Below are 25,239 nucleotides of genomic sequence, written 5' to 3' on the forward strand. Positions count from 1 at the left end.
TGTCTTACTTTCCACTCTGGGGGTCCTGGGAATGTTCTTGGTGGGCGGCGGCGATCAATTGCTGAAGGGAGTCGTCGAGGGCCACTTTGTCAGCGGCCCGGCGGGTGCGGAAGCCGGTATCGAGTTCGTGTGTTCCGAGGTGCCAGGTGAGGACCAGGAGGCCTTCCTTTTCCACGAATTTCCCGGCCATTCCGCTTTCCTGCCGGACCCCGGTCAGGCTCGCTGCCGGGATGTAGAGGGCCTGGGCGCCGGACCGGTCGAAGAGGACGCCGTGGGAGAACACGCTGAGAACAGCGTTGGTCCGGATGCCCAGGCCGTGCACGGCGATCCGGTCCAGCCAGTCTCCGGCGGTGGTGGAGGCAACATACTGTCCCTCTGCGCGGGCCACCGGTACACCGGCGGCTTCCGGCACGGCAGGCAAAGGCTCGACGTCGGCCTGCCGCCTGAGGCGGTTGCGCCAGCCGATCCCGATCAGGACCAGTGCGACGGCGACCAGCGCCAGCGTGATGACCAGGGTGAGGGTCTGGTTGTCCATCAGGCGGCGCCCGCCGTTGACCCGGCCGGGTGCCGGTACGGGGTGTTGAGCTTGCCGTCCAGAACGGTGGGGTGGCCCTTGTAGAACGTGGCCACCACCCTTCCCGGCAGCTCCAGCCCGGCGAACGGCGAGTTCCGGCCCATGGTGGCCATCTTGGCGGGATCCACGGTCCAGCGGGCGGCCGGGTCCACCAGAATGATGTTGGCGGGTTCGCCCGCTTCCAGCGGGCGGCCCTGATCGGACAGCCTGCCGATCTGCGCCGCCGCGGTGGAGGTCACGCGGGCGAAGTCGGCCCAGGTCATGAGGCCGGTCTCAATCATGGCGTGCTGGACCACGGACAATGCCGTTTCCAGCCCGGTCATGCCCATCGCGGCCTGCGCCCACTCGCATTCCTTGTGCTCGCTGGGGTGGGGCGCGTGGTCAGTTCCCACGACGTCGATGGTGCCGTCGGCCAGGCCTGCGCGGAGGGCCTGGACGTCCGCGTCCGTCCGCAGCGGCGGGTTGACCTTGTACACGGGGTTGTAGCTGCGGACAAGATCATCAGTGAGCAGCAGGTGGTGCGGGGTGACCTCGGCGGTGACGTTGATGCCACGCTGCTTCGCCCAGCGGATGATCTCCACAGAACCGGCGGTGGAAACGTGGCAGACGTGCAGGCGCGAGTTCACGTGCTGCGCCAGCAGGACGTCCCGGGCGATGATGCTTTCCTCAGCAACGGCCGGCCAGCCGGTGAGACCCAGGACGGCGGACACCTCGCCCTCGTTCATCTGTGCCCCGGCGGTGAGGCGTGGTTCCTGCGCGTGCTGGGCCACAACGCCGTCGAACGCTTTGACGTATTCCAGCGCACGGCGCATCAGCACCGGATCGTGGACGCAGATGCCGTCGTCGGAGAACATCCGGACCCGGGCGCGGGAATCGGCCATGGCGCCGAGCTCTGCGAGCTGCTCCCCCGCAAGGCCCACCGTCACAGCGCCAACCGGGCGGACATCCACCCAACCGGCGGCGCGGCCCAGGCTGAAGACCTGTTCCACCACGCCGGCGGTGTCCGCCACCGGCGTGCTGTTGGCCATGGCGTGCACGGCTGTGTAGCCGCCCAGTGCAGCGGCGCGGGTGCCGGTCTCCACGGTTTCGGCGTCCTCGCGGCCGGGTTCGCGCAGGTGGGTGTGCACGTCCACCATGCCGGGCAGGGCCACCAGGCCCGTAGCCTCAATCACCGTGGCGCCGGCCGCGTCAGGGCTGGTTGCTGCGCCGGTCCCCCGGGCGGCGATCACGCCGTCGCGGATAAGCAGGTCCTCGGCTTCGGAGCCCAGGACCGCCGCACCGCGGATCAGGTAGGTTCCGTTGTTCTCTGCCATCAGTGGCTCTCCTTGGTGGAATGGGCGTTCGCGTGGGCTGGTTCGCGGGTATCCCCGGAGAGCAGCAGGTACAGGGCGGCCATCCGGACGGACACGCCGTTGCGCACCTGCGCGAGCACGGTGGAACGGGGGGAATCGGCGGCGGCTGCGGAAATTTCCAGGCCCCGGTTCATGGGTCCGGGGTGCATGATGATGGTGTCCTTCAGCCCCAGGCTGTCCAGGGTCCGGAGCCGGTTGTCATCGAAACCCCAGCGGCGCGAATATTCGCGGGTGGACGGGAAGAACGAGGCGTTCATCCGCTCGCCCTGGACCCGCAGCATCATCACCGCGTCCACACCCTTTTCAAGGGTTTCATCCAGGTTGTAGCTGACCTTGCACGGCCACTGTTCGACGCCGATGGGCAGCAGGGTGGGCGGTGCCACGAGGGTGACTTCCGCGCCGAGCGTGCGGAGCAGCCACACGTTTGACCGTGCAACGCGGGAGTGCAGGACGTCGCCCGCGATGGCAACACGCATGCCTTTCAGGTCCCCGCCAATGGATCCGTTTCCGGCGAGCCTGGACCAGTGCCGGCGCATGGTGAACGCGTCCAGCAGTGCCTGCGTGGGGTGTTCGTGCGTGCCGTCGCCGGCGTTGATGACCGCGGCGTCGATCCAGTCGGTGGCTGCCAGCCGGTGCGGCGCCCCTGATGCCCAGTGGCGGATCACGACGGCGTCAGCCCCCATCGCTGCCAGTGTCTGGGCAGTGTCCTTCAGGGACTCGCCCTTGGAGACCGAGGAGCCCTTCGCGGCGAAGTTGATGACGTCGGCGGAGAGCCGCTTCGCGGCAGCCTCGAAAGAGATTCGGGTGCGTGTTGAGTCCTCGAAGAAAAGGTTCACCACAGTGCGCCCGCGCAGGGCCGGGAGCTTCTTGACTTCGCGGTCCCCCACGGCGGCCATTTCTTCGGCGGTATCGAGAATACGGATGGCGTTGGTCAGGCTGAGGTCCTCGGTGGAAAGCAGGTGTTTCACGCGCCGCCCTCGATAACCACTTCGTTGATGGCCGAGCCATTGGCATCAATGTCGGTTTCCGCAAGGTGGACCCGCACCTTTTCCGCGGACGAGGTGGGCAGGTTCTTGCCCACGTGGTCGGCCCTGATGGGGAGCTCGCGGTGGCCGCGGTCGATCAGGACGGCCAGCCGGACAATCCGCGGCCTGCCGAGGTCGATCAGAGCATCAAGGGCGGCACGGATGGTACGGCCGGAGTAGAGCACGTCATCGATCAGCACCACAACCTTGTTGTCGATGCCGGTGCGGGGCAGCTGGGTGGGCAGCGGCGGCCTGGTGGGCTGGTGGGAAAGGTCATCGCGGAACATGGTGACATCCAACTGGCCCACGATGGCCGTGGCGTCAACGGTGGGATCAGCGGCGGCGATTTTCTGTGCCAACCGGACGGCCAGCGGGTAGCCCCGGCGGGGAATACCCAGCAGGACCAGGTCTTTGGACCCTTTGTTGGCCTCAAGGATCTCATGGGCGATTCGAGTGAGTGCACGGTCTATGTCCGCCTGGTTGAGGACAACCCTGGCTGGAACCGGTGCGCTGGTGACAGCAGTCAACTCTTGTCTCCCCTTTCCCCGCCTCACGGGACGGAATTAAAAAAGGATCATTTGCGTTTCAAAATTACCACACCGGCGGCGGCGGAATAGGCTTTCAAGTATGTCCATGCACCCTCACCAGCCCGATTCCGGCGAGTCCGGCCACGCCGGTCAACGCGCCAGCCAGCCCGGCCTGTCACCAGGATCACAGGGATATTTTCCCGGGCAGGCCAACCCCAGCTGGATGGGACGGGTGGAGCCGGAGTATTACCGCCCGGCTCCCGGCCACGCCGGCGCTCCCCTTCCCTCCGTTGGCCCCGCGCTGGCGGGCGGCGGCGGTCCGGGCGGAGGAATGCGCTCGGCCGGCCTGGCTCTGGTGGTGGGCGGTGCCGCCCTGGCGTTCCTGAGCCTTTTCCTGGTGGTGCCGTTCCTGCTGGCCAACACCGGGGTCAGCGGGTTCGCAGTGGGGTTCGTTGTCTCCCTGATCCCGCTGACCGCCGTGCTCCTGACTGTCCACGCCATTGACCGGTGGGAACCGGAACCCAAGCGGCTCCTGTTCTTCGCCTTTACCTGGGGTGCAGCCGTCTCAGTCGCGGTCACCCTCCTCATCCAGCCGGTGTTCGCGCTCACCTTCCAGTTCAGCGACGTAGCTGATCTGCAGACCTACATGGCCACAGTCCAGGCGCCGGTGGTCGAGGAGTTCGCCAAGTCGCTGGGCCTGCTGGTGCTCCTGCTGCTGGCACGGAAGCACTTCGACGGTCCCGTGGACGGGGTGGTTTTTGCCTTCACCATCGCCGGTGGCTTCGCCTTCACCGAAAACATCCTCTACTTCGGGCGGGCCATCGCAGAGTCAGCAAGCCCGGCAACCGATCTGGCGCAGATTTTCCTGCTTCGCGGCGTGATGTCACCGTTTGCCCACGCCATCTTCACCGGAACCACCGGACTGATCATGGGTTACGCCGCCCGCCGCTGGCATTCAGGGGCCTCGGTGGTGGCATTTTTTGTGGGTCTGCTGCCGGCAATGATCCTGCACAACCGGTGGAACAGCATGGGCGAGGGGTTCCTGGTTGAGTACATCGTCATCCAGGTGCCGATTTTTGTCCTGGCCGTGGTGGGCGTCATCCTGCTCCGGGTGGCTGAAATTCGGCTCACGCGCCAGCGGCTCCTGGAATACTCTGCCGCGGGCTGGTTCAGCCCAGCCGAGGTGGAGCTGCTGGCCACGCCGCGTGGCAGACGGACAGCGTTGCATTGGGCGGCCGGCTACAACCGGCGGCCGCAGATGAAATCGTTCCTGCATGCCGCCACCCAGCTGGCCTTCATCAGGCAGCGGATCCTCAGCGGCCGGGACATCGGGTTGCACCAGGCCGAAGAGCAGCACCAACTGCACCGGATCGTGTCCCTGCGCGCCGCCGTCGCGGGCTGACAGCTCCACAACGCAGAAAGGGACCGGCGCCCACCCCGCGGTGGACGCCGGTCCCTTTCTGCCAAGAGAAATGCTGCGCTTAGGCGAGCAGCGAAGGCTTCAGCTGCTGCAGCCGGCCCAGGAGGCCGTTGATGAACGACGGCGACTCATCAGTTGAGAGCGTCTTGGCCAAAGCCACTGCCTCACTGACCGCCACGCCGTCCGGGACGTCATCGTTGTACAGGAGTTCCCAGGTGCCGATGCGCAGGATGATGCGGTCCACCGAGGGCATCCGCTCCAGGGTCCAGCCCTGGGAGTAGGTCTCCAGGAATTCGTCGATGGCGGTCTGCTGGGAAACAACGCCCTCCACGATTTCCAGGGTGTAGGGGTTGACGATCTGATCAGTCAGTTCGCGCCGGCTCCTGAGCACGTCGAACGCCGACACTGATCGCTGTTCAGCTTCAAAAAGAACTTCCAGTGCCCTGGTCCGGGCCTTACCGCGTGCGCTCACTACTCGCTGACCCGGCCGAGGTAGCTGCCGTCGCGGGTGTCAACCTTGACCTTGGTGTTGTTCTCAACGAACAGCGGAACCTGGATCTCGTAGCCCGTCTCCAGGGTTGCGGGCTTGGTGCCGGCAGAGGAGCGGTCGCCCTGCAGGCCCGGCTCGGTGTAGGTGATTTCGAGGACAACGCTCGGCGGGAGCTCGATGTACAGGGGGTTGCCCTCGTGGATGGCGATATTGACCATCTGGTTCTCGAGCATGAAGTTGGTGGCGTCGCCTACCGTGGCGCCGGAAACCGTGATTTGGTCGTAGTCCACGGTGTCCATGAATACGTAGTCCGCGCCGTCCTGGTACAGGTACTGGTAATCGCGGCGGTCAACCGTTGCGGTCTCGATCTTGAGTCCGGCATTGAACGTCTTGTCCACAACTTTGCCGGACATCACGTTGCGCATTTTGGTCCGAACGAAGGCGCCGCCTTTGCCGGGCTTGACGTGCTGGAATTCGATGATGTTCCAGAGCTGGCCCTCGAGCTTCAGGACCGTGCCGTTCTTGATGTCGTTAGTGGTTGCCACTGGTTTCCTCTGGTTTCTAATGCCTGGTCAGTTGTCAGACGTTCTATGCCGGCCGGCACGCCCCACAGGGCGCCAGGCGCGTGTTTATCAAAAATCCAAGAACTATTCTACCGGTAGTTCGGGGGTGGCCCGTTTCAGTGGGCTCCCGGGGGCCACGCCGTGGGCCGTGACAGGCGAGTCAGCAGGCCAGATCCAGGACGTCGCGGGCGCGTTGCAGCGCCACTGTCGAAGAGTAGATCAGGGCGGCGTCGGCCGACTGCGCCACGCGCAGGTCCAGCGCCCTGGCAAAGGCCTCAACTGCGGCAGCATTGTGGCCCACCGTGTAGTACACCCGGCCCAGGTACTGCAGGACCAGGGCTTCGCGGTGGGTTCCCTGGGACTCTGCCAGCAGCTGCCGGAACAGCTCCACGGCCCGGTCGGTTCGGTGTGTGATCCGCAGCAGCTCGGCCTCGCAGGCGCGCAACTGGAAAGACTCCGGGTCCTTGAAGCGGGCTTCTGCCAACAGCTCGGCCGCTTCGGACGGGTGCCCCTCGGCGATCAGGACGAATACGCGGTCCGCGGGATCCGTGGAGGCACCCAGCGCAGCCTCGCAGGCGTCCTCGTTGACGATCTCCGGCAACAGGGACAACGGGTTGATCCGGACGCCGGGGAAGCCTGCCTCAGGCCAGTCGCCGGTGCCGGCAAGGTCGCCCAGCATCAGGAGGCGATTTCCTGGTAAGCGGCGAACAGCAGCGACGTGTCCGGGACGTCGAGGATGCCCGGCTTGGCGATGCCGTCCAGGACCACGAACCGGAGCAGGTCACCGCGGGACTTCTTGTCCCGGCGCATGCCATCGAGCAGCCCCTGCCACCTGTCCCGCCGGTAGGTGACCGGGAGCCCCAGGGTGTCCAGGATGCTCCGGTGGCGGTCGGCGTCGGCATCGCTGAGCCGGCCCACGCTGCGGGCAAGCTCCGCGGCGAACATCATGCCCACGGACACCGCGGCACCGTGGCGCCAGGAGTATCGCTCCACGAGCTCGATGGCGTGGCCCAGGGTATGGCCGTAGTTCAGGATCTCCCGGAGCCCGGATTCCTTGAGGTCTTCGGAAACCACTTTGGCCTTGACCGCTATGGCGCGTTCGATCAGTTCCCGCAGGGCGTCCGATCCGGGGTCTGTGGCCGCCGCCGGATCACGTTCCACCAGCTCCAGGATGGCCGGGTCCGCGATGAAACCGCACTTGATGACCTCGGCCATGCCGGAGATGATCTCATTGCGGGGCAGGGTTTTGAGTGTGTCCAGATCGGCCAGCACCCCGGCGGGCGGGTGGAAGGAGCCCACCAGGTTTTTGCCTTCGGCGGTGTTGATGCCGGTTTTGCCGCCCACGGAGGCGTCCACCATGCCCAGCAGGCTGGTAGGCATGTGGATGACTTTCACGCCGCGGAGCCAGGTTGCGGCCACAAACCCCGCGAGGTCTGTGACTGCCCCGCCGCCCACGGCGACGATGGCGTCCGAACGGGTGAAATCGTTCTGGCCAAGGACCTGCCAGCAGAATGCGGCAACCTGGATGTGCTTGCCCTCCTCAGCATCGGGGATTTCTGCGGTCAGGGAGGTGAAGCCGGCGGCGGCCAGCTCGTCCCGAACGGCGTCACCGGTCAGGCGCAGGGCCCGGGGGTGGATGACCAGGACCCGGCGGACGCGTTCGCCCAGCAGTTCCGGAAGGCTGCCCAGCAGTCCACGGCCCACTACGACGTCGTAGTTCTGCCCTGCGGATTCGCCGGTGACCTTGATGATTGTTGAATCGACGCTCACTGTTCAACTTCCTGTTTGGCGGCTGCGTAGTCGCTCAGGGCGACCTTCAGCCGGTGTCCCAGCTCGGTAACCGAGCCGCGGCGGACGTCTATTACGACGTCGGCCAGCCGTTCGTAAACGGGCTTTCGGGTGGCAAATAGTGCGGACCAGCGGGTCATTCCATCTCCGGCGAGCAGGGGCCTGCCCGAGTTCCGGGCGATCCGGCTGGCTACCGTTTCCTCATCGCATTCGAGATACACCACGGTGCAGCGGGCCAGGAGCTGCTGTGTTCCTGAATCCAGCACCGCTCCCCCGCCCAGCGAAATGACGGAGCCCGTACCTTCCGCGTGCTCCACGGCGGACGCCACGGTCCGAGCCTCGATCTCCCGGAAGGCATGCTCACCGCGGCCCGCGAAAATGCTGGCAATGCTGCCGTGGTTCTCCACGATGAGGACGTCTGTGTCCACAAAAGGTACGTGCAGTTGCTGGGCAAGTTCCTGGCCGATGGTGGACTTCCCCACCGCCATCGGCCCAATCAGGGCGATGGGCCTCTTACCCGGCACACCGGCTTTGCTGCTCCGGGGCACTAGTGGCCAATCGAGTCCAGGGATGCCGGAATATTGTCCAGGTAACCCTTGATGTTGCGTGCGGTCTCAGCTACGGAGTCGCCGCCAAACTTTTCCGTGACGGCCTCTGCCAGCACCAGCGCCACCATCGCTTCAGCGACTACGCCCGCCGCCGGTACGGCACAGACGTCCGAACGCTGGTGGTGGGCCTTCGCCGCCTCCCCCGTGCTGACGTCAACGGTGCGCAGGGCGCGGGGCACGGTAGCGATGGGCTTCATGGCGGCCCGGACACGCAGGACGTCTCCGATGCTCATGCCGCCTTCGATGCCGCCGGCGCGGTTGGAGGTGCGGATGATTTTACCGTCGGCGTCCTTGACGATTTCGTCGTGGGCGGCGGAACCGCGGCGGGCAGCGGTGAGGAAGCCGTCGCCCACTTCAACACCCTTGATGGCCTGGATGCCCATCAGGGCTGCGGCCAGGCGCGAGTCAAGGCGCCGGTCCCAGTGGACGTAGCTGCCCAGTCCGGGCGGCAGCCCGTAGGCGAGAACCTCGACGACGCCGCCGAGGGTTTCGCCTTCCTTGTGCGCGGCGTCCACTTCGGCAACCATGGCGTCGGACGTCTCGCGGTCGAAGCAACGAAGCGGATCCGCGTCGAGCGCGATGACGTTGGCGGGGACCGGCAGCGGGCGGCCTTCGGGCACTGTCACGCTGGCGATGGACACGGTGTGGCTGACCAGCTCAATGCCGAGGTGCTTGAGGAACTGGGACGCTACCGTGCCCATGGCCACGCGGGTGGCTGTTTCGCGGGCGCTGGCACGTTCGAGAACGGGCCGGGCCTCGTCAAAGCCGTACTTCTGCATGCCGGTGAAATCGGCATGGCCGGGACGGGGCCGGGTGAGCGGGGCATTGCGTGCCTGATCGGCGAGGACTTCGGGGTCCACGGGGTCAGCAGACATGATCTGCTCCCATTTGGGCCATTCGGTGTTGCCCACCTGGATGGCCACCGGACCGCCCTGGGTGAGGCCGTGGCGGACGCCGCCGAGAATCGTCACGACGTCCTGCTCAAATTTCATGCGTGCACCCCGGCCGTAGCCGAGGCGGCGGCGGGCCAGCGAATCGGCGATCTGCCCGCTGGTGATTTCAACACCGGCAGGCACGCCTTCAATAATTCCCATCAGAGCCGGACCATGGGATTCACCGGCTGTCAACCAACGCAACATAATTTCCATCCTGCCACGTATGGCACTCAGATCGCCCGTCGGGGAAGGCCGACTGCGTCACACATCACATCTATGACTGCTGCATTAACTTCCTCGCCAAGACCGGTGAACAGGCGCACCTGCTCCACCGCCTGGTAGAGCAGCATCTCAAGCCCGGGAACCACCGAACCGCCGCCATCCTGCCACACGGCAGCAATGCGGCTTGGCCAGGGATCGTAGGCAACATCGAGCAGCACGCCCGCTGTCCTGGCGCCCAGTGCGGCGATTTCCTGGGCCAGTTGGTCGGCCCCGTACGGCGGGAGCGTGGAAATGACGACGTCGGCGTGTGCTGTGGGAGCGGCGGCTTCAGCGAGCGGCCTGACGTCTATGGAAAGGCCGACGGCGGCAGCGGCTGCACGGGCATCCGCCGCACGGGCGGTGTCGCGGACGAACACCTGCGCGTGCCGTGTGCCCAGTTCCTTGAGCGCAGCGACCGCTGAGGCTGCCGTTCCGCCGCCGCCCAGAATGACGGCGTCAGGGCTTGCAGCGACCCCGGCGTTCACCACGGCGTTGACGATTCCGGCGACGTCGGTGTTGTAGCCGATCCGCCGGCGCGAGCCAGGGTGCTCCTCGAAGGCAACCGTGTTCACCACGCCCAGCGTCAGGGCAACGCCCCGGACTTCGTCCACCTCGGCCACCATGCCCGTTTTCAGCGGCATGGTTACTGAGAGTCCACGCCAGCCCTCTTCGGTCCTGATCCGTGCCATCAGGCCGGGCAGCTCCTGCTCGGTGACGTCCAGGGCGGTGTAGCCGATGTCAACGCCCAACTTGGCGTAGGCCGCCAGGTGTAGGGCAGGCGACTTGGAGTGGCTGATCGGATGGCCAAGGACGGCCGCCCGAGGGCTCACGCGCACCGGCCAACGTTGGCCGTGCACCACGTGTTGTACTGCTCCACGTAGACATTGTGCTCGGCCAGCGTCTTGGAGAACTTGGTCTCCTTGGTGTCCAGGTTGATGGTCACCCAGTAAAGGTAGTCATTGGTTTTGGGCTTGGCGGCGGCATCGATTGCCGTCTTGCCGGGAGACCCGATCGGGCCCGGCGGCAGGCCCGGATTCGCGTAGGTGTTGTACACGTTGGACTTGTCCTGGCGCTCTTCGTCCGTGAAGTTGAAGCTTTTGGTTCCGAGGCCGTATGTCACAGCCGAGTCCACCTGAAGGTAACCATTGGTCTGGTCATTGGGCTTGAGCCGGTTGTAGATTGCCCCGGCGACGTCCCCGTACTCGGCCTGGCCGCCTTCGGCCTGAACAATGCTGGCCACAATGACGGCCTCATACTGCTTGGCGGGGTCCGTGATGCCCTGGGCCACGAGCTCATCAACAGTGACCTTGACCAGGCTCTGCAGGATTTCCTTGGCTGGAGTGCCCAGCGGGAACCGGTACTCCCCCGGGGCCAGGAAACCTTCGAGGTTCTTGGCATTGGCCGGGAGCCCGAACTGCGCCGGAGAATCGCTGAATTCCTTCAGCTGCTGCAGCGACACACCCGAACCTTCGGAGATTGCCTGCAGCGATTCGCCGATCCTCAGGCCCGCGCTCAAGGCGAAGTAGATCACCTTGCTCTTGTCTGTCCCGAGCAGGACGTTGACGGCGTCGGCGTTTTTCATCTCCATCTTGAAGGTGTAGTCGCCGGGCGAAAGGATGCCGCCCGACGCGGCGAACGCCTGCAGGAAAGTGTCTGCGTTGGCAACCACTTTCTCGTTTTCCAGCTTCGCGGCCATTGATCCGGTGCCTTCCCCCGGCACCACGGATACCGTGACTTCGCCTGAGCCCGGGCCGGGGTAATCCGAGGGCTTGTCGTTGCCCAGCAGCGGCTTGAGGAACTGTGCCCCGATTGCAACTGCAGTGACAAAAACGGCAAGTGTCAGGAACAGGGCGAGAACGCGGCGGCGGCGGCGGACCTTCTTGGACGGTCCAGGCACTACGGTTGCCCCCGCTGCGGCTCCGATGACGCCCACATCGTGGTGGCCGTCCGGCTGGTATCCGTCGTGATGTTCGTCATAGTAATGGCCGTCAGCAGCCTGGTATTCAGCGTGCTGATCACTGTCCTCGTGGACTTCGTAGCCCGCATGGTGACCGTAGTCTTCGTGGTGGACATGCTCGTCGTGGACTCCATGGGCATCATGGACTCCGTGGGACTCAGGCCATGCCTCTTCGCCGTGGGCCTCTGATGGTTCCAGCCGCGCCGGCGCCACGTGCTCGATGGTTGGGGCGGATTCAGGAACAGCCGGAATAGCACGCCCGGCTTCCGGAGCAGGCTGTGCCTCCACTGCTTCAGGAGCGGGCTGTGCCTCCACTGCTTCAGGAGCGGGCTGTGCCTCCACTGCTTCCGGATCGTCGTGACCCGTTTCGTAGGCCTGCTCAGGGATGGCGTCGTTGCTTTCGGTTTGCAACGCCTTTTCCTGTTCGCGGAGTTCCTTGCGGGTCAGCGGCCTGGCACCATCGTTTCCCATGGTGTCTGAGGCGTCGCCGTTATAGGACGGGCTCACTGTAGCCTTCCGTGTTCTGAGATCTTGACTGGTCTTCCGGGCGGGGTTCGGTGCGCTCAGCTGCCGAGGCTGCTCCGGAAGGCCGGTGTTCGGGCGGTGCGCCCACGCGGGTGCCTACGTCCGCTCCCCTGGCTTTTTGCATGTCGATGGCGTGCTGGAGAATACCGGCAGCCGCAACCTGATCCACCACTTTACGGTGGTTCCGGCTGCTCATGCCAGCTTCGTGAAGGTTCCGGTGGGCTGTGACGCTGCTGAGGCGCTCGTCCACCAGGTTCACGGGAACGTCAAGGCCGCGGCCGGCGAGGGCTGCCACCAGCAGTTCGGCGTAGTCGGTTGCCATGCGGGCGGACGCGTGTTCCTCGCCCTTCATGGTCCGCGGCATCCCCACAATGACCTGAACGGCGCCGAGTTCCTCCACGAGCGTGGCAATGACCCGGACGTCGGAGTTCTTTTTGGCGTTCCGATCCAGAGTCTTGTACGGCGTAGCCAGGATGGCTTCGCGGTCGCAGACCGCCACGCCTACCCTGACCGTGCCCACGTCTATACCCAGTTTGATGCCCTGGGGGTAGCCGCCGGCTGCGTGTGCTTGTGTCACTGGATCCTTATCGCCTGGAAATGGCGTCCACAACGGCGGCAAGCGCCGGTGCGACCTTACTGGCGTCCGTGCCGCCGCCCTGGGCAACGTCGTCTTTCCCGCCGCCACCGCCGCCGAGGATTCCCGCGGCAAGGCGCACCAGGGCTCCGGCCTTAACCCCGGATTCCCGTGCTGCCTCGTTGGTGGCCACCAGGATCATGGGGCGGCCGTTGCTGACACCTGCCACGGCTACGGTGGCCGCCTGCGAACCGAGCCGGTTGCGCAGGTCCAGCGCGAGGTTGCGGACGTCGTCGGCGCCGCCGATCTGGCCGGCGTCGTGCGCGATGACCTTGACTCCGGCGGCGTCCTTGGCGGTGCCCACCAGGCCGGCTGCAGCCGCAGAGAGCTGTTCCTTCCGCAGGCGGTCGAGTTCCTTCTCCGTGGCCTTGAGCTTGTTCAGTGTGCTGGCAATCCGGTCCGCAAGCTGGCCGGAGGGGACCTTGAGCAGTTCGGTCAGTTCGGTCACCAGGGCCCGTTCGGCCGCGAGGTGGCGGAAAGCGTCCATGCCTACAAAGGCTTCAACCCGGCGGTTTCCTGAACCGACGGACTGCTCGCCCAGCAGCGAGAGGCTGCCGATGAGGGAGGTGTTGGCTACGTGTGTGCCGCCGCAGAGCTCACGGGACCAGGCGCCGTCGATCTCCACAACGCGGACCTCGCTGCCGTAGTTCTCCCCGAACAGCGCCATGGCGCCAAGGGCCTTGGCCTCGGCCAGCCCCATGACCTTTGTGTCCACGTGGTAGTTGTTGCGGATGGCGAGGTTGGATACTTCCTCGATCTCGGAGCGGGTGGCGGCGCTGAGCCCTTCGCCCCAGGCGAAGTCGAAGCGCAGGTAGCCTGCCTTGTTGAAGGAGCCGCGCTGAGTGGCTTCCGGCCCGAGGATCTGGTGCAACGCGGCGTGCACAATGTGCGTGCCGGTGTGCGCCTGCTCGGCAGCGTGCCGGCGTTCCCGGTCCACGGCAGCCTTGACCAGGACGTCGGAGCCGATCTCGCCCTCGCGGACAATGGCCTTGTGGACGCTGAGTCCCTTCAGCGGGCGCTGGACGTCGAGGACTTCGACCACAAAACCGTCACCGGTGATGAGGCCCGTATCGGCAGCCTGGCCACCGGCTTCGGCGTAGAAGGGCGTTTCGGCGAGGACGAGTTCAATTTTGTCGCCCGTGGAGGCCTGTGCCACGGGGCGGCCGCCGCTGAGGATCCCGCGGACCCGCGACTCCCCGTCCAGATCTGAGTAGCCGGTGAAGACCGTCTCGCCCTGGCCCAGGAGTTCCTGGAAGGCGCTGAGATCGGCGTGGCCGCCCTTCTTGCCCTTGGCGTCTGCCTGGGCGCGGCGGCGCTGTTCAAGCATCAGACGGCGGAATTCGGGTTCATCCACCTTGAGCCCGGCTTCCTCCGCCATTTCAAGCGTGAGGTCGATCGGGAAACCATAGGTGTCGTGCAGGGCAAAGGCGTCGGCGCCGGAAAGGGGCTGGCCTGCGGCCTTGGACTCCGTGACGGCGTCCTCCAGGCGTGCGGTGCCCGAGGCGATGGTGCGCAGGAAGGCGCGCTCCTCGGCGTAGGCGATCCGGCTGATGCGGTCGAAATCGGTCGCCACCACCGGGTAGACACCCTTCATGGCGTCCCGGGATTCGGGCAGCAGGTCCGGCAGGCAGGCCTTTTCCACGCCGAGCAGCCGCATCGAGCGCACGGCGCGGCGGATGAGGCGGCGCAGGACATAGCCACGGCCTTCATTTGAGGGGGTCACGCCATCGGCTATCAGCATCAGGGCGGACCGGATGTGGTCCCCCACCACGCGCATCCTGACGTCGTCCGTGTGGTGCGGATCATCGGGCGTTTCAGCCGAGGTGTATTCCCGGCCGGAAAGCTCCGCTGCCTTGTCGATCACAGGCCGGACCTGATCGGTCTCGTACATGTTCTCGACGCCCTGCAGGATCATGGCAAGGCGTTCCATGCCCAGGCCGGTGTCGATGTTCTTCTTGGGCAGTTCACCCACAATGTCGAACTCGTCCTTGGAGCGGACGTTGTCGATCTGGTACTGCATGAACACCAGGTTCCAGATCTCCACGTAGCGGTTCTCGTCGGCCAGCGGACCGCCTTCAACGCCGTACGCAGGTCCCCGGTCGTAGTAGATTTCCGAGCAGGGCCCGGCCGGCCCGGGCTGGCCGGTGTGCCAGTAATTATCGGCCTTGCCCATCCGCTGGATGCGCTCAGCCGGGACGCCGGTGTTCTTCAGCCACAGTTCCTTGGCTTCATCGTCCTCTTCGTAGACGGTCACCCACAGCCGCTCGGGCGGCAGGCCGTACCCGCCGTCGTCAACGCTCATGGTGAGCAGCTCCCAGGCGAACTTGATGGCGTCTTCCTTGAAGTAATCGCCGAAGGAAAAGTTGCCGCACATCTGGAAGAAGGTGCCGTGGCGGGCAGTCTTGCCCACCTCCTCGATGTCGCCGGTGCGGATGCACTTCTGGACGCTGGTGGCGCGGGAGTACGGCGCTTCTTCGCGGGCCGTGAGGTAAGGAATGAACGGGACCATGCCGGCCACCGTGAACAGCAGTGAGGGGTCGCTGGAGACCAGCGAGGCGGAGGGAACGGCGGTGTGGCCCTTGCTGACAAAAAAGTCCACCCAGCGCTTTGTGATCTCCTGCGACTTCATGAGCTGATTACATACCCTTCTTGGTTCACGCACGGCGGCGTGAGCGTTTAATTCAGACAGCAGTTCCGGCGAACCGTTCCGGAAAGTCCGGACCGCTGGTTTAATTCTCGCGCGTTTTACGGCCGGTGGTTCAGCGCCGGGCCGCTTCCCGCGAGGGAGCGGCCGTGGCATCGACGCCAAGTGCACTGCGGAGATCGGTCTCACGCTCGTGCATGCCGGACCGGACCGCGTCCGCGAAGTCGTAGAAGCCGTCCGCCAGCCGGCCTACCGCCCGGTTGAGGCCTTCGGGTCCCAGGTTGGACTGGGCTTCGCTGACCTTTCGGAATGCGATGACTCCGATCGCTACGCCGATTCCCATCCAGACAAGTCGTTTCATATCAGTTTCTCCGGGTGCTCTAGCGGCTGCGCCGGCCGGCGGCGGCTGGCTTCTTGCGGGAGGCGAGGGCAGTGCGCACGCCGTAACTGAAGGCGGCTACCTTGATCAGGGGTGAACCCACGGTGGCAGCCACGAGTGAGGACAGCGCGGAGAGGTTAGCTGAAGCATCGGAAACGTTGGAGGCGATGCCATCCACTTTCTTCAGCTGCTGGTTGGTGGTTGACACCGTGGCAGTGACCTCGTCCATCAGGGGCGTGGCGCCGTCGCTGATGGAGCGGATGGAAGTCCTGATTTCATCAAACACACTGCCGAGCTTCAGGATGGGCACAGCGAGCAGCAGCACCAGGAGCGCAAACACTCCGGCCGCGATCAGGCCGGCAATATCGCCACCAGACATAGACGTTCATCTCCTTGAAACTGACGTGGATCCGTAACCTCCGCGCACGCTGCCTTGATGCGTTCCGCAGATGTCCCCCAAGTACCTTACATACAAAGAAGCCCGTGGCGCTTGCCACGGGCTTCCTTGGATACGCTGCCGGTATTTAGCGCGCGTAGAATTCGACGACGAGCTGCTCTTCGCAGGTCACGGGGACCTCGGAGCGCTTCGGGCGGCGAACCAGGCGGGCCTGCAGGGCGTCAAGCTTGACGTCCAGGTAGGCGGGAACCTGGGGCAGGACGTCGCGGTGCGCGCCGGCCGCGGCAACCTGAAGCGGAACCATGGTTTCGCTGCGGGTGTGGACGTGAACCAGCTGGCCCTCGCCGACGCGGAAGGACGGGCGGTCAACGCGGATGCCGTCAACCATGATGTGGCGGTGCACAACCAACTGGCGGGCCTGGGCGATGGTGCGGGCAAAGCCTGCACGCAGCACGAGGGCGTCAAGACGCATTTCGAGCAGTTCGATCAGGTTTTCACCGGTCAGGCCCTTGGTGCGGCGTGCTTCTTCGAAGGCACGGGTCATCTGGGCTTCGCGGATGCCGTACTGGGCGCGCAGACGCTGCTTTTCGCGCAGACGTACGGCGTAGTCGGAGTCCTGCTTCTTGCGGGCACGGCCATGCTCACCGGGGCCGTACGGGCGGCGCTCCATGTACTTGGCGGCCTTGGGGGTCAGAGCAATGCCGAGTGCACGCGAGAGGCGTGCTGTACGGCGAGCACGAGTGTTGTTAGCCACTTGTGTCCTTCCAATATCTGCGGTGTGTCAGTGTTACTGGCCTCCACGATGGAGAGCATCGGCCAACCGCTGCCTTTTGCTACTGGGCACAGGGCTACCCCGACAAACAGCAGAAATTACTGAAGGATGTTGGGGATTGCGTCCGTGCCTTGCCAGACAACGAACAATCTTAGCAGGATTCCCCGTGGTCCCGCATTTCAGCCGCCGCGGATGATCTTCCGGAGCCGTTCGAGGCGTACGGCAATGTCCCGCTCCGCGCCGTTGGCGGTGGGCTCGTAGTAGTCACGGCCCACAAGATCATCCGGCGGGTACTGCTGGCTTGCCACCGAGTGCGGCGAGTCGTGGGCGTACTTGTAGCCGAGGCCGTGCCCCAGCTGTTTGGATCCCGGGTAGTGCGCATCACGCAGGTGCGCCGGGATTCCGTTGCCCAGGCCCGCCCGGACGTCGGCAATTGCCTTGTTGATGCCCAGATAGGCGGCATTGGACTTCGGCGCGGTGGCCAGATGGACCACCGCCTCGGCCAGCACGATCCGCGCCTCCGGCATGCCGATCAGCTGGACCGCCTGGGCGGCGGCCACGGCAGTCTGCAATGCAGTGGGATCCGCCATGCCCACGTCCTCGGAGGCGGAGATGACAATGCGGCGGGCGATGAAGCGCGGGTCTTCCCCTGCCTCCAGCATCCTGGCCAGGTAGTGCAGGGACGCATCCACGTCGGAGCCCCGGACGGACTTGATGAAGGCGCTGGCGACGTCGTAGTGCTGATCCCCCGCCCGGTCATAGCGGACCGCTGCCACATCGAGCGCCCGCTCGGTGTGTTTCAGCTCAACAGTGACGGGAGCGTCCTCCGTGTCAACGTCATCCGCGTCGCCGAAAGCCACCCCCGCGGCCGCCTCCAACGCCGTCAGGGCCCGCCGGGCGTCACCGCCCGAGAGCCGGACCAGGTGGGCCAGCGCTTCCGCGCTCAGGGCGACTTTGCCGTTGAGCCCGCGCTCGTCAGCAACGGCCCGCTGCAGGAGCCCCTCAATGTCTGCCTCGGTCAGGGGCTTGAGTGTCAGCAGGAGGGATCTGGACAGCAGCGGCGAGACCACGGAAAAGGACGGGTTCTCGGTGGTGGCCGCCACCAGCACCACCCAGCGGTTCTCCACTCCGGGCAGCAGCGCGTCCTGCTGGGCCTTGTTGAACCGGTGGATCTCATCGAGGAAAAGAACCGTGGTGGTTTTGTAAAGGTCCCGGGCCGTCAGGGCGTCATCCATCACCCGCCGGACATCCTTGACTCCCGCGGTGATTGCGGACAGTTCCACAAACTTCCGCCCGGTCCCCTTGGCGATCACATGGGCAAGCGTGGTCTTTCCGGTGCCGGGCGGCCCCCAGAGAATCAGCGAACTCGGGCCTGCCGGGCCCACAGCGTCAGTGCCCGCAGCGAGTTGCCGCAGCGGCGAACCCTGGCCCAGCAGGTGCTGCTGCCCCACCACATCGTCCAGGGTGCGGGGCCGCATGCGGACCGCCAACGGGCTGCGGGGCGATGCGTTCCGGCGGGCCGTGCTTCCGCCGGCCGGCGGCGGGCCGTCGCCGTCGTCGTCGTCATTGCCTGGCCCTTGGCCGAAGAGATCATCCACATAGATAGGCTACTTCTAGTTCGCCCAACGTTTTCCGCGTCCGGACGTCCGTCAATTCCCAGTCCATCACCAGGGGTCCAGCAATGACCGCACACGCTGCAGCCGGCAACGGACGTCCGGCGTCCGTCCGGACGGCCTACGTTCCGGGACCCCGGCTGACGGGCTGGGCGGAGCGGTTCAGCGCGGCGCACGGCGGCTTTGAGGTAAGAGAGGACGACGACGGCGTGCGGCTCGAGGCAGCCGACGGCGCCAGTGCGCTCCTTCAGGCGCCATGGCCGGCGGATGGACGCCCGGGGCGCGGGAGCGGTGCATTGGAGAGACTTGCAGCCCTTGCCTCCCAGCCGCGCCGGGTTGGACTTGTGCTGGTCCGGCGGGGAGGTTACGGGATCGGGGTAGCCAGTGAGGGCCTGATCGTGGCGTCCAAGGTGGGCTCCAAGTACGTGCAGTCGAAGACGGCTGCCGGCGGCCAGTCGCAGCAGCGGTTTGCCCGCCGCCGCGCCAATCAGGCCGATGCCTTGTTGCAGGCCGTGGCCGGGCAGGCCCGGCTGGTGTTCAGCGGCCAGTCGTTCGAATACGTTGTACCGGGCGGGGACCGCACCCTGGTTGACCTCGTCCTGGAAGACCCGCTCCTGAAGGACTATGCACTCCTCCCGCGGCTCGCGTACCTGGACGTGCCGGACCCGAAGTCGGCGGTGCTACGGAAGGCGGCCGTAGATGCCTGCGCCATCCGGATCCAGGTAACTGACCCTGGCTGACTTGTTTCTTACGGCCTGTTTCTCAGGTGAGCGTCCAGGAGCGCTTGGACAGCCCGAACCAGAATCCGTCGATTGCCGTCCTGGCCTCCAGGGTTCCGGACCCGTAGGCGGCGCCGAGCGCCACATACAGCGGAGCCCAGTGCTCGCTGCGCGGGTGCGCTTCCCGTGCCGCCGGGGCCTTTTGCAGGAAATCCAGGATGGAGTCGACGTCCCCGCGGGCCATGGCTTCTTCGGCCCACTGGTCGAATTCGCTGGAGGCTGCCGGCGGGGTGCTGTCCGGACCTCCGGCGGGGTTAAACCAGCGCAGGTTATGCGTGGTGAACCCTGAACCGACGATCATTGTGCCGCGGTCGCGCAGCGGTGCCAGGGACATGCCGAGGTTGAACAGGCCCTGCGGATCGAGCGTGGGCATCGACATCTGGACAACCGGCACGTCAGCTTCCGGGAACATCTCTTTCAGCGGCACGTACGCTCCGTGGTCCAGTCCCCTTCTCTCGTCACGCTCGACGTGGTGGCCGTGTCCTGCCACCAGCCGGCCCACCTCCGCTGCGAGCTCAGGCGCCTGCGGGGCGTCGTACGTAACCTCGTAGTACTTCTGGGCGAAGCCGCCGAAGTCGTACACCAGGCCGGGGTCACGCTGCGTGGCGCTGAGCGTGACGGGTGCGTTTTCCCAGTGCGCGGACACCATCAGGATGTCCTTGGGCTTGCTGAACGTGCCGGACCAGTCATGCAACTGGCGGGTCCACGTGGCGTCGTCAGCAAGCGGCGGCGCGCCATGGCTGAGGAAGAGTACGGGAGGGAGGCCTGGTGTCTGCGTCATGGGAATATCATAGCCCATTTTGATTGAAGCTTCAACTACTTCAGTGATACCGTTCGTCAGCCTCGGGAAGTTATCCACAACCGGGCGTCCGGCGCCAGCGCCGCCCATGGTTCTTGCCTAGACTCCCCAGCAGGGGCCGTTTACGTGGCCCGAACCAAGCCGGGGGAAGACATGACCTTGAAAATGAGACTGACGGCTGCCGTGGCAGCGCTGGCACTGCTTTGCACCGGCTGTACCGACGGCAGCTGGCTGGACCGGACCCGGCTCTCGTTCCACACAGAAGGAATCGACACCGCCCTGGCGAATGAAGACCGCACAGGAAATTCGCTGACGGCAATGACGAGCCGCGGGCAGGAAGTCCTCGCCGTCCTTGACATCACCACGTCAACCCACAGCGGTCACCGCGCCGCCTACTCCCCGGACAATGGCGCTTCCTGGCTGCCGGTACTGTTTGACGGCAACGAGGATCCGGGCATGGCACTTGCCGGCATGCCCACCTCCCGCGAGGGGCAATGGCTCCTGCTGGGGCACCGTCATGGCGAGGTTTTCGCCTTCACCAGCATCAACGGGAGGGACTTCCGCCTCCAACCCGAAGCAATTCTTGACACCACCGCCACAAGCCTGAGCGCGATCGTTGGCACGGCCCAGGGCTGGCTCCTCGCCACCACGCCCCACAGCGGGTCCGCGAGTACGGCCGTGACGCTGTACCAGAGCACAGACGGGTCAGCGTGGACCGCTCGGGATGGGACCGCGGCGGGGCTGCCCGCGGCGGACAGCACCTTCCACCCGTTGAGCATGGCCGCCGGGCCAGCCGCTGTGCTGCTGGTGGGACAGGAAGTCCATCCCAGCCGCCCGCCGTATGCCCGGGCGTTCTCCTCCACCGACGGTGGGAACAGCTGGGTGGACACAAGTCCGGACAGCTCGGGCGTCGGCCCGCTCGGTAATGGCCTATGGACTGCCGCGTGGTCGGGTACAGAGTTCAGGGTGACAGGGCATGCGTGGCCTGCAGACCGTGTTCGCAAGGACTTCCCGGTGGGCATGGCCGGCAGTTGGACCCCGGGAGGAGCATGGCAACTGGGCGCAGACCCTTCGTGGAGCAGCCAGACGCAGGGGTTTCCCCGGCAGTCCGGCGTCGCCTACGGTCCTGCGGGAGCGATCGCCACCCAAAGGGCCGGCGGGGTGAGCGTCGATCTGCCCAAGGTACTTCTGCAGCAGGCCGGGCAGCCCTGGTCCGAACTGCAGCTGCCTGCGCCCGCCGCGGGCGGGCTCCGCCTCTATTCCGGCGTGACTGCCGTGAACGACGGCTTCCTGGTGGCCGGCAGCGACTCCCGGCATGGAAACGACCAGGTCCTGCTCTGGCACGTGGACGCCGGTGGAGTCATCACCGGCCGCCATGGAGCCCTGGAGGCCGCGGCTCCGCTGCTCGCTGGCGGGCGGGACCCGCATATCACCGGATTCAGCAGCAGCGGTGGCAAATCGTTGGCCTTCGGATCGGTCGGTTCCCAACCAACCATCTGGGAGCTGGAGGGCGAACGGGACTTCAGCAACTACTCTGCCCTGGTCAGTGACGACGACCAGACGCTGGACACCCTGACGGCCGGGCCCCGCGGTCTGATGCTGTTGGGCAGCAGCAGGACACCGAACAGCCACCTGCCGGCTATCTGGTCGCGGCCCGGGGGCGGGGCGTGGTCGGAATATACCGGCAACATCTTCGGCGCAGGCCCTGAAAATGGTGCATCTCCGGTGAAGGCGTTGCTGCCTTCCAGTCATGGCTTCCTCGCTGCCGGCTGGTTCCATGCCGATGGTGCCGACCATGCGGGAATCGCGGTCTCCGAGGACGGCACCACGTGGAGCCATGTCCAGGGCAGCGGCCTTCGAGGCAGTCCATCGATGGGACGCTACATCGGTTCGTTGGCGGAGACCCCGGGCGGAGCCGTACTGGCCGGCGGGTCCGTCGAGGAGGAGAAGGTGCGGACGGCATCAGTTTGGGTTTCCTCTGACGCCCGGACGTGGACGCCGGTACCGCTCCCCCACGCTGAGGGCTACACGGACGCCCGTGTCATGTCGCTCACGGCGGGGCCGCTGCGGACGGTCGCCCTGGTACAACACAGCTCCATGGGAAAACCTGACCGCTATTCGACGTTCTCCAGTGCGGACGACGGGTTGACCTGGGAGCCCGGAACGGACCTGGAGGCTCCGTCGCCTGACCAGGACGTTGCCTTCCCCCGGATCGCTGTCAACGGCGATGGGTTTGTGCTGGTGGCAGCCCAGGGCCTGCCACGGCGTCACACGCCGGTTCTGATGGTGAGCGCCGACGGTCGGCAGTTCGCGGGAGCGCCCCTGGACCACAGGGCCCTCGAACAGGAGGACCTCAGTGTTTCCGCCGTCGGGATCGCCGGGAAGAGGCTCATGATCGCCGGCACCGCCGGGCCTGCGGACCGGCGGGAAGCCTTCGGAATAAGCATTGACGTTCCCGAACCCTGAGGTGCCGGTGGTTTTGCTCTCAGTCGGGGGCCTGGGCACTCAACAGCCGGTCAGGTGCCTCTTGGGGCGTTCCTGCCGGTAGAGGTAGCGGCCGGCTTCGCGGAAGCCGGCTGCCGCGTAGAGTGCCTGCGCCCCGTGGTTCTGGGCGGTGACGAGCAGCCACAACCGGCCGGTCCCGGCTGCGGCTCCCGCAGCGGACAAAGCCGCCAGCACCCGTCGGGCATGGCCGAGACGGCGAAGATCAGGTCGCGTTGCCATGCAGTAAACGCCGCCGGCACCGCTTTCACCGTCAGGAACCGCGAGCCGGCCGACGGCGGCGGGAACGCCGTCGTCGTCCCTCACCAGCGCATACAGTGCCGGGCAGCCCCTCAAAATGGTGCGGGCTGACTCCCGCTCGGCCGCACCGCCCCGGCCATCAACGCTCCACCAGAGCTGCAGCCATTCTTCAGACGGCGTCACGGACATTTCGACGCCGGATGGCATGTCTTCCGGGCTGCCCGCGCCGGCAGAATCACGGGTCATAATCAGGGTTTCGGACTGCCGCGTGAAGCCCTGCTCGTCCAGGAGCGAATTCAAGGCAGCTGAACGCTGATCTGCGAACACCTGGAAGATCAGCGGAAGCCGACGTGCCCGGTACCACCGCCGGGCCTCCCGCAAGGCACCCAGCTGATGGTGCGGGTCACTGCCGGGATCCCGGGCCCATACCGAGTTGGCGCGCTGGGTCACGCCGGCCGCCGCGCGAAGCACCCATCCCGCTGATTCGGCGCGGTCCGTGGCGGGCCAGGCAGCGTCCATCAGGACCTCAAGCTCCGCCAGGGCTGGACCGGTCACGGCGTACTACCTTTCCGATGCAGAAGGCTCCCCGGTTTCCAGGGGAGCCTTCTGACTGCGCAGTTCAGGACTAGTCGCCCTTCCTGGGCTCTTCAGTTTTGGTTTGGGGCTTGAAGTCGACGCCGGCTTCCTTGCGCTGCTGGGCCGTGATGGGGGCGGGGGCCTGGGTCAGCGGGTCATAGCCGTTGCCGGTCTTCGGGAAGGCAATGACGTCGCGGATGGACTCGACACCTGCAAGCAGCGCCACCACACGGTCCCAGCCGAACGCGATGCCGCCATGCGGAGGGGCGCCGAACTTGAAGCCCTCCAGCAGGAAGCCGAACTTGGTCTGGGCATCCGCCCGGTCCAGGCCCATCAGTTCAAAGACGCGTTCCTGGACGTCGCGCTCGTGGATACGGATGGAACCGCCGCCGATTTCGTTGCCGTTGCAGACGATGTCGTAGGCGTAGGAGAGTGCTGATTCCGGGTCCTGATCGAACGTGTCCATGAACTCGGGCTTGGGCGAGGTGAAGGCGTGGTGGACTGCGGTCCATGTGCCTGCACCGACAGCCACATCGCCGGAAGCCACCGCGGCGGCGGCCGGTTCGAACATGGGTGCGTCAACCACCCAGCAGAAGGCCCAGGCGCCGGGATCGATCAGGCCGGTGCGGTGGCCGATCTCCACGCGGGCAGCACCCAGCAGGGCCCGCGCGGCGGATTTCTCGCCGGCGGCAAAGAAGATGCAGTCGCCGGGCTTGGCGCCCACGGCGTCGGCCAGGCCGGAACGTTCCGTGTCAGTCAGGTTCTTGGCAACCGGACCGGCCAGTTCGCCGTCTTCCTTGAAGAGAACGTATGCCAGGCCCTTGTGCCCGCGCTGCTTGGCGAATTCCTGCCAGCCGTCCAGGGTCCGGCGCGGCTGGGAAGCACCGCCGGGCATCACCACGGCACCCACATACGGGGCCTTGAAGACGCCGAAGTTGGTGTCCTTGAAGAACTCTGTCAGCTCGGTCAGCTCAACGCCGAACCGGAGGTCCGGCTTGTCCGAGCCGTAGCGCGCCATGGCGTCCGCGTAGGTGATGCGCTGGATGGGCGTGGGGATTTCCACGTCGATCAGCTTCCACAGGGCTTTGACGATGTTTTCACCCAGGGCGATGATGTCGTCCTGGTCCACAAAGCTGGCTTCGATGTCCAGCTGGGTGAATTCCGGCTGGCGGTCGGCGCGGAAATCCTCATCGCGGTAGCAGCGCGCGATCTGGTAGTACTTCTCAAAGCCGCCAACCTGCAGGAGCTGCTTGAAGAGCTGCGGGGACTGCGGCAGTGCGTACCAGGAGCCCGGCGCCAAGCGTGCGGGAACAACGAAGTCGCGGGCGCCTTCCGGCGTCGAACGCGTCAGCGTGGGCGTCTCGATCTCGACGTAACCGTCCTGGTGGAGCAGTTCGCGGGCAATCCGGTTGGCCTCAGAGCGCAGCCGGAGGTTGCGGGAGGGGCCGGGGCGACGCAGGTCAAGGTAGCGGTGCTTCAGCCGGGCTTCCTCGCCTACTTCAACGTGCTCGTCAATCTGGAACGGCAGCGGATCCGAGGTGTTGAGGATGACCACCTTATCCGCCATGACTTCGATCTGGCCGGTTGCCAGGGCTGGGTTTTCGTTGCCCTCGGGCCGTTTGGAAACGGTGCCGGTGATCTGGAGGACGTACTCGTTGCGCAGGCCGTGGAAGACTTCCTCTTCACGGACCACCACCTGGGCCACACCGGAGGCATCGCGCAGGTCCACGAATGCGACACCACCGTGATCTCGGCGGCGGCCTACCCAGCCGGCCAGGGTTACGGTTTGTCCAATGTGCTCGGAGCGAAGGGATCCGAGGTCATGTGTGCGCAGCACAGCACGCCTTTCTGAAAGAGACAGCAGGAAAACAAGAACTAA

At 65.8% G+C, this 25,239-nt stretch carries 24 protein-coding genes; 3 read left to right on the forward strand and 21 right to left on the reverse strand.

Translation table 11 applies throughout. The features are described 5' to 3' along the window. Positions 1-4: 4 nt before the first annotated feature. Genes ACP7AX_RS07900 through pyrR form a run of 4 tightly spaced genes read right to left on the reverse strand, consistent with a single transcriptional unit; the run spans position 5 to position 3,478 of the window. Positions 5-535, reverse strand: coding sequence for a hypothetical protein (locus ACP7AX_RS07900; protein WP_131684063.1), 531 nt, complete (start codon positions 533-535; stop codon positions 5-7). Then, positions 535-1,887, reverse strand: a complete 1,353-nt coding sequence (locus tag ACP7AX_RS07905; protein WP_131684062.1) for a dihydroorotase — start codon at positions 1,885-1,887, stop codon at positions 535-537. Before ACP7AX_RS07905 ends, ACP7AX_RS07900 begins: the two co-directional genes overlap by 1 nt. Then, positions 1,887-2,894: an aspartate carbamoyltransferase catalytic subunit gene (locus ACP7AX_RS07910; RefSeq protein ID WP_426226026.1), complete on the reverse strand. Its 1,008-nt coding sequence runs from the start codon at positions 2,892-2,894 to the stop codon at positions 1,887-1,889. The genes ACP7AX_RS07905 and ACP7AX_RS07910 overlap by 1 nt, the downstream gene beginning before the upstream one ends. Further along, on the reverse strand, positions 2,891-3,478 hold the full coding sequence (gene pyrR, locus ACP7AX_RS07915; RefSeq protein ID WP_426226027.1) for a bifunctional pyr operon transcriptional regulator/uracil phosphoribosyltransferase PyrR: 588 nt from the start codon (positions 3,476-3,478) through the stop codon (positions 2,891-2,893). Before pyrR ends, ACP7AX_RS07910 begins: the two co-directional genes overlap by 4 nt. A gap of 100 nt (positions 3,479-3,578) precedes the next feature. On the opposite strand from pyrR, the gene ACP7AX_RS07920 reads away from it, so the two are divergent. Continuing rightward, the gene (locus ACP7AX_RS07920; RefSeq protein ID WP_426226028.1) at positions 3,579-4,880 is read left to right on the forward strand and encodes a PrsW family intramembrane metalloprotease; all 1,302 of its coding nucleotides are present in this window, start codon (positions 3,579-3,581) and stop codon (positions 4,878-4,880) included. Positions 4,881-4,959: 79 nt separating this feature from the next. Here ACP7AX_RS07920 and nusB read toward each other — a convergent pair whose 3' ends face one another. The 14 genes from nusB to ACP7AX_RS07990 all read right to left on the reverse strand — a co-directional run bounded on the left by nusB (position 4,960) and on the right by ACP7AX_RS07990 (position 18,449). Then, a complete protein-coding gene (gene nusB / locus ACP7AX_RS07925) occupies positions 4,960-5,370 on the reverse strand; it encodes a transcription antitermination factor NusB (protein ID WP_426226029.1) in 411 nt (136 codons plus the stop codon). Continuing rightward, on the reverse strand, positions 5,370-5,933 hold the full coding sequence (gene efp, locus ACP7AX_RS07930) for an elongation factor P (RefSeq protein WP_108600500.1): 564 nt from the start codon (positions 5,931-5,933) through the stop codon (positions 5,370-5,372). Before efp ends, nusB begins: the two co-directional genes overlap by 1 nt. A 178-nt stretch (positions 5,934-6,111) precedes the next feature. Beyond that, on the reverse strand, positions 6,112-6,630 hold the full coding sequence (locus ACP7AX_RS07935; RefSeq protein WP_426226030.1) for a tetratricopeptide repeat protein: 519 nt from the start codon (positions 6,628-6,630) through the stop codon (positions 6,112-6,114). Further along, positions 6,630-7,721: a 3-dehydroquinate synthase gene (gene aroB, locus ACP7AX_RS07940; protein WP_426226031.1), complete on the reverse strand. Its 1,092-nt coding sequence runs from the start codon at positions 7,719-7,721 to the stop codon at positions 6,630-6,632. Before aroB ends, ACP7AX_RS07935 begins: the two co-directional genes overlap by 1 nt. Next, positions 7,718-8,287: a shikimate kinase gene (locus tag ACP7AX_RS07945; protein ID WP_131684055.1), complete on the reverse strand. Its 570-nt coding sequence runs from the start codon at positions 8,285-8,287 to the stop codon at positions 7,718-7,720. Before ACP7AX_RS07945 ends, aroB begins: the two co-directional genes overlap by 4 nt. Beyond that, positions 8,287-9,486, reverse strand: coding sequence for a chorismate synthase (aroC, locus tag ACP7AX_RS07950; RefSeq protein WP_131684054.1), 1,200 nt, complete (start codon positions 9,484-9,486; stop codon positions 8,287-8,289). The genes ACP7AX_RS07945 and aroC overlap by 1 nt, the downstream gene beginning before the upstream one ends. Positions 9,487-9,512: 26 nt before the next feature. Beyond that, positions 9,513-10,373 (reverse strand): shikimate dehydrogenase, encoded by an 861-nt coding sequence (locus tag ACP7AX_RS07955; protein WP_426226156.1) that lies wholly within the window; start codon positions 10,371-10,373, stop codon positions 9,513-9,515. Further along, positions 10,370-11,971, reverse strand: a complete 1,602-nt coding sequence (mltG, locus tag ACP7AX_RS07960; protein WP_426226157.1) for an endolytic transglycosylase MltG — start codon at positions 11,969-11,971, stop codon at positions 10,370-10,372. The genes ACP7AX_RS07955 and mltG overlap by 4 nt, the downstream gene beginning before the upstream one ends. Positions 11,972-11,990: 19 nt before the next feature. Beyond that, complete coding sequence (ruvX, locus tag ACP7AX_RS07965; protein ID WP_426226032.1) at positions 11,991-12,602, reverse strand: Holliday junction resolvase RuvX; 612 nt, start codon at positions 12,600-12,602, stop codon at positions 11,991-11,993. A gap of 7 nt (positions 12,603-12,609) precedes the next feature. Next, the gene (gene alaS, locus ACP7AX_RS07970; RefSeq protein WP_426226033.1) at positions 12,610-15,288 is read right to left on the reverse strand and encodes an alanine--tRNA ligase; all 2,679 of its coding nucleotides are present in this window, start codon (positions 15,286-15,288) and stop codon (positions 12,610-12,612) included. 130 nt (positions 15,289-15,418) lie between these two features. Then, entirely contained in the window at positions 15,419-15,664 is a 246-nt protein-coding gene (locus ACP7AX_RS07975) for a DUF6167 family protein (protein ID WP_426226034.1), read from the reverse strand. Between the two features lie 19 nt (positions 15,665-15,683). Next, positions 15,684-16,061 carry a DUF948 domain-containing protein gene (locus ACP7AX_RS07980; protein WP_108598960.1) on the reverse strand — a complete coding sequence of 126 codons (378 nt, stop codon included), beginning with the start codon at positions 16,059-16,061 and terminating at the stop codon, positions 15,684-15,686. Positions 16,062-16,206: 145 nt separating this feature from the next. Beyond that, the gene (gene rpsD, locus ACP7AX_RS07985) at positions 16,207-16,833 is read right to left on the reverse strand and encodes a 30S ribosomal protein S4 (protein WP_056340296.1); all 627 of its coding nucleotides are present in this window, start codon (positions 16,831-16,833) and stop codon (positions 16,207-16,209) included. Between the two features lie 197 nt (positions 16,834-17,030). Further along, complete coding sequence (locus ACP7AX_RS07990; protein ID WP_426226035.1) at positions 17,031-18,449, reverse strand: replication-associated recombination protein A; 1,419 nt, start codon at positions 18,447-18,449, stop codon at positions 17,031-17,033. 83 nt (positions 18,450-18,532) lie between these two features. Between ACP7AX_RS07990 and ACP7AX_RS07995 the strand changes: the two genes are divergently transcribed. Beyond that, the gene (locus ACP7AX_RS07995; RefSeq protein WP_426226036.1) at positions 18,533-19,204 is read left to right on the forward strand and encodes an acVLRF1 family peptidyl-tRNA hydrolase; all 672 of its coding nucleotides are present in this window, start codon (positions 18,533-18,535) and stop codon (positions 19,202-19,204) included. Between the two features lie 22 nt (positions 19,205-19,226). Here ACP7AX_RS07995 and ACP7AX_RS08000 read toward each other — a convergent pair whose 3' ends face one another. Continuing rightward, positions 19,227-20,024 (reverse strand): DODA-type extradiol aromatic ring-opening family dioxygenase, encoded by a 798-nt coding sequence (locus ACP7AX_RS08000; RefSeq protein WP_426226037.1) that lies wholly within the window; start codon positions 20,022-20,024, stop codon positions 19,227-19,229. A gap of 171 nt (positions 20,025-20,195) precedes the next feature. Between ACP7AX_RS08000 and ACP7AX_RS08005 the strand changes: the two genes are divergently transcribed. After that, positions 20,196-22,508: a hypothetical protein gene (locus tag ACP7AX_RS08005; RefSeq protein ID WP_426226038.1), complete on the forward strand. Its 2,313-nt coding sequence runs from the start codon at positions 20,196-20,198 to the stop codon at positions 22,506-22,508. A gap of 39 nt (positions 22,509-22,547) precedes the next feature. Here ACP7AX_RS08005 and ACP7AX_RS08010 read toward each other — a convergent pair whose 3' ends face one another. Both ACP7AX_RS08010 and aspS read right to left on the reverse strand, forming a co-directional pair. Continuing rightward, a complete protein-coding gene (locus ACP7AX_RS08010; protein ID WP_426226039.1) occupies positions 22,548-23,339 on the reverse strand; it encodes a GNAT family N-acetyltransferase in 792 nt (263 codons plus the stop codon). Positions 23,340-23,409: 70 nt separating this feature from the next. Beyond that, a complete protein-coding gene (aspS, locus tag ACP7AX_RS08015) occupies positions 23,410-25,197 on the reverse strand; it encodes an aspartate--tRNA ligase (protein ID WP_426226040.1) in 1,788 nt (595 codons plus the stop codon). Positions 25,198-25,239: the final 42 nt, after the last annotated feature.

Origin of the sequence: Pseudarthrobacter sp. DSP2-3-2b1 (assembly GCF_049895945.1) — a bacterium.
GTDB lineage: Bacteria > Actinomycetota > Actinomycetes > Actinomycetales > Micrococcaceae > Arthrobacter.

Excerpts from the sequence above, each read along its gene's own strand:
- ACP7AX_RS07900 (WP_131684063.1), bottom strand. The coding sequence starts at position 535 with ATGGACAACCAGACCCTCACCCTGGTCATCACGCTGGCGCTGGTCGCC.
- ACP7AX_RS07905 (WP_131684062.1), bottom strand. The coding sequence starts at position 1,887 with ATGGCAGAGAACAACGGAACCTACCTGATCCGCGGTGCGGCGGTCCTG.
- ACP7AX_RS07920 (WP_426226028.1), top strand. The coding sequence starts at position 3,579 with ATGTCCATGCACCCTCACCAGCCCGATTCCGGCGAGTCCGGCCACGCC.
- ACP7AX_RS07935 (WP_426226030.1), bottom strand. The coding sequence starts at position 6,630 with ATGCTGGGCGACCTTGCCGGCACCGGCGACTGGCCTGAGGCAGGCTTC.
- aroC (WP_131684054.1), bottom strand. The coding sequence starts at position 9,486 with ATGTTGCGTTGGTTGACAGCCGGTGAATCCCATGGTCCGGCTCTGATG.
- mltG (WP_426226157.1), bottom strand. The coding sequence starts at position 11,971 with ATGGGAAACGATGGTGCCAGGCCGCTGACCCGCAAGGAACTCCGCGAA.
- alaS (WP_426226033.1), bottom strand. The coding sequence starts at position 15,288 with ATGAAGTCGCAGGAGATCACAAAGCGCTGGGTGGACTTTTTTGTCAGC.
- ACP7AX_RS07975 (WP_426226034.1), bottom strand. The coding sequence starts at position 15,664 with ATGAAACGACTTGTCTGGATGGGAATCGGCGTAGCGATCGGAGTCATC.
- ACP7AX_RS07980 (WP_108598960.1), bottom strand. The coding sequence starts at position 16,061 with ATGTCTGGTGGCGATATTGCCGGCCTGATCGCGGCCGGAGTGTTTGCG.
- ACP7AX_RS07995 (WP_426226036.1), top strand. The coding sequence starts at position 18,533 with ATGACCGCACACGCTGCAGCCGGCAACGGACGTCCGGCGTCCGTCCGG.
- ACP7AX_RS08000 (WP_426226037.1), bottom strand. The coding sequence starts at position 20,024 with ATGACGCAGACACCAGGCCTCCCTCCCGTACTCTTCCTCAGCCATGGC.
- ACP7AX_RS08005 (WP_426226038.1), top strand. The coding sequence starts at position 20,196 with ATGACCTTGAAAATGAGACTGACGGCTGCCGTGGCAGCGCTGGCACTG.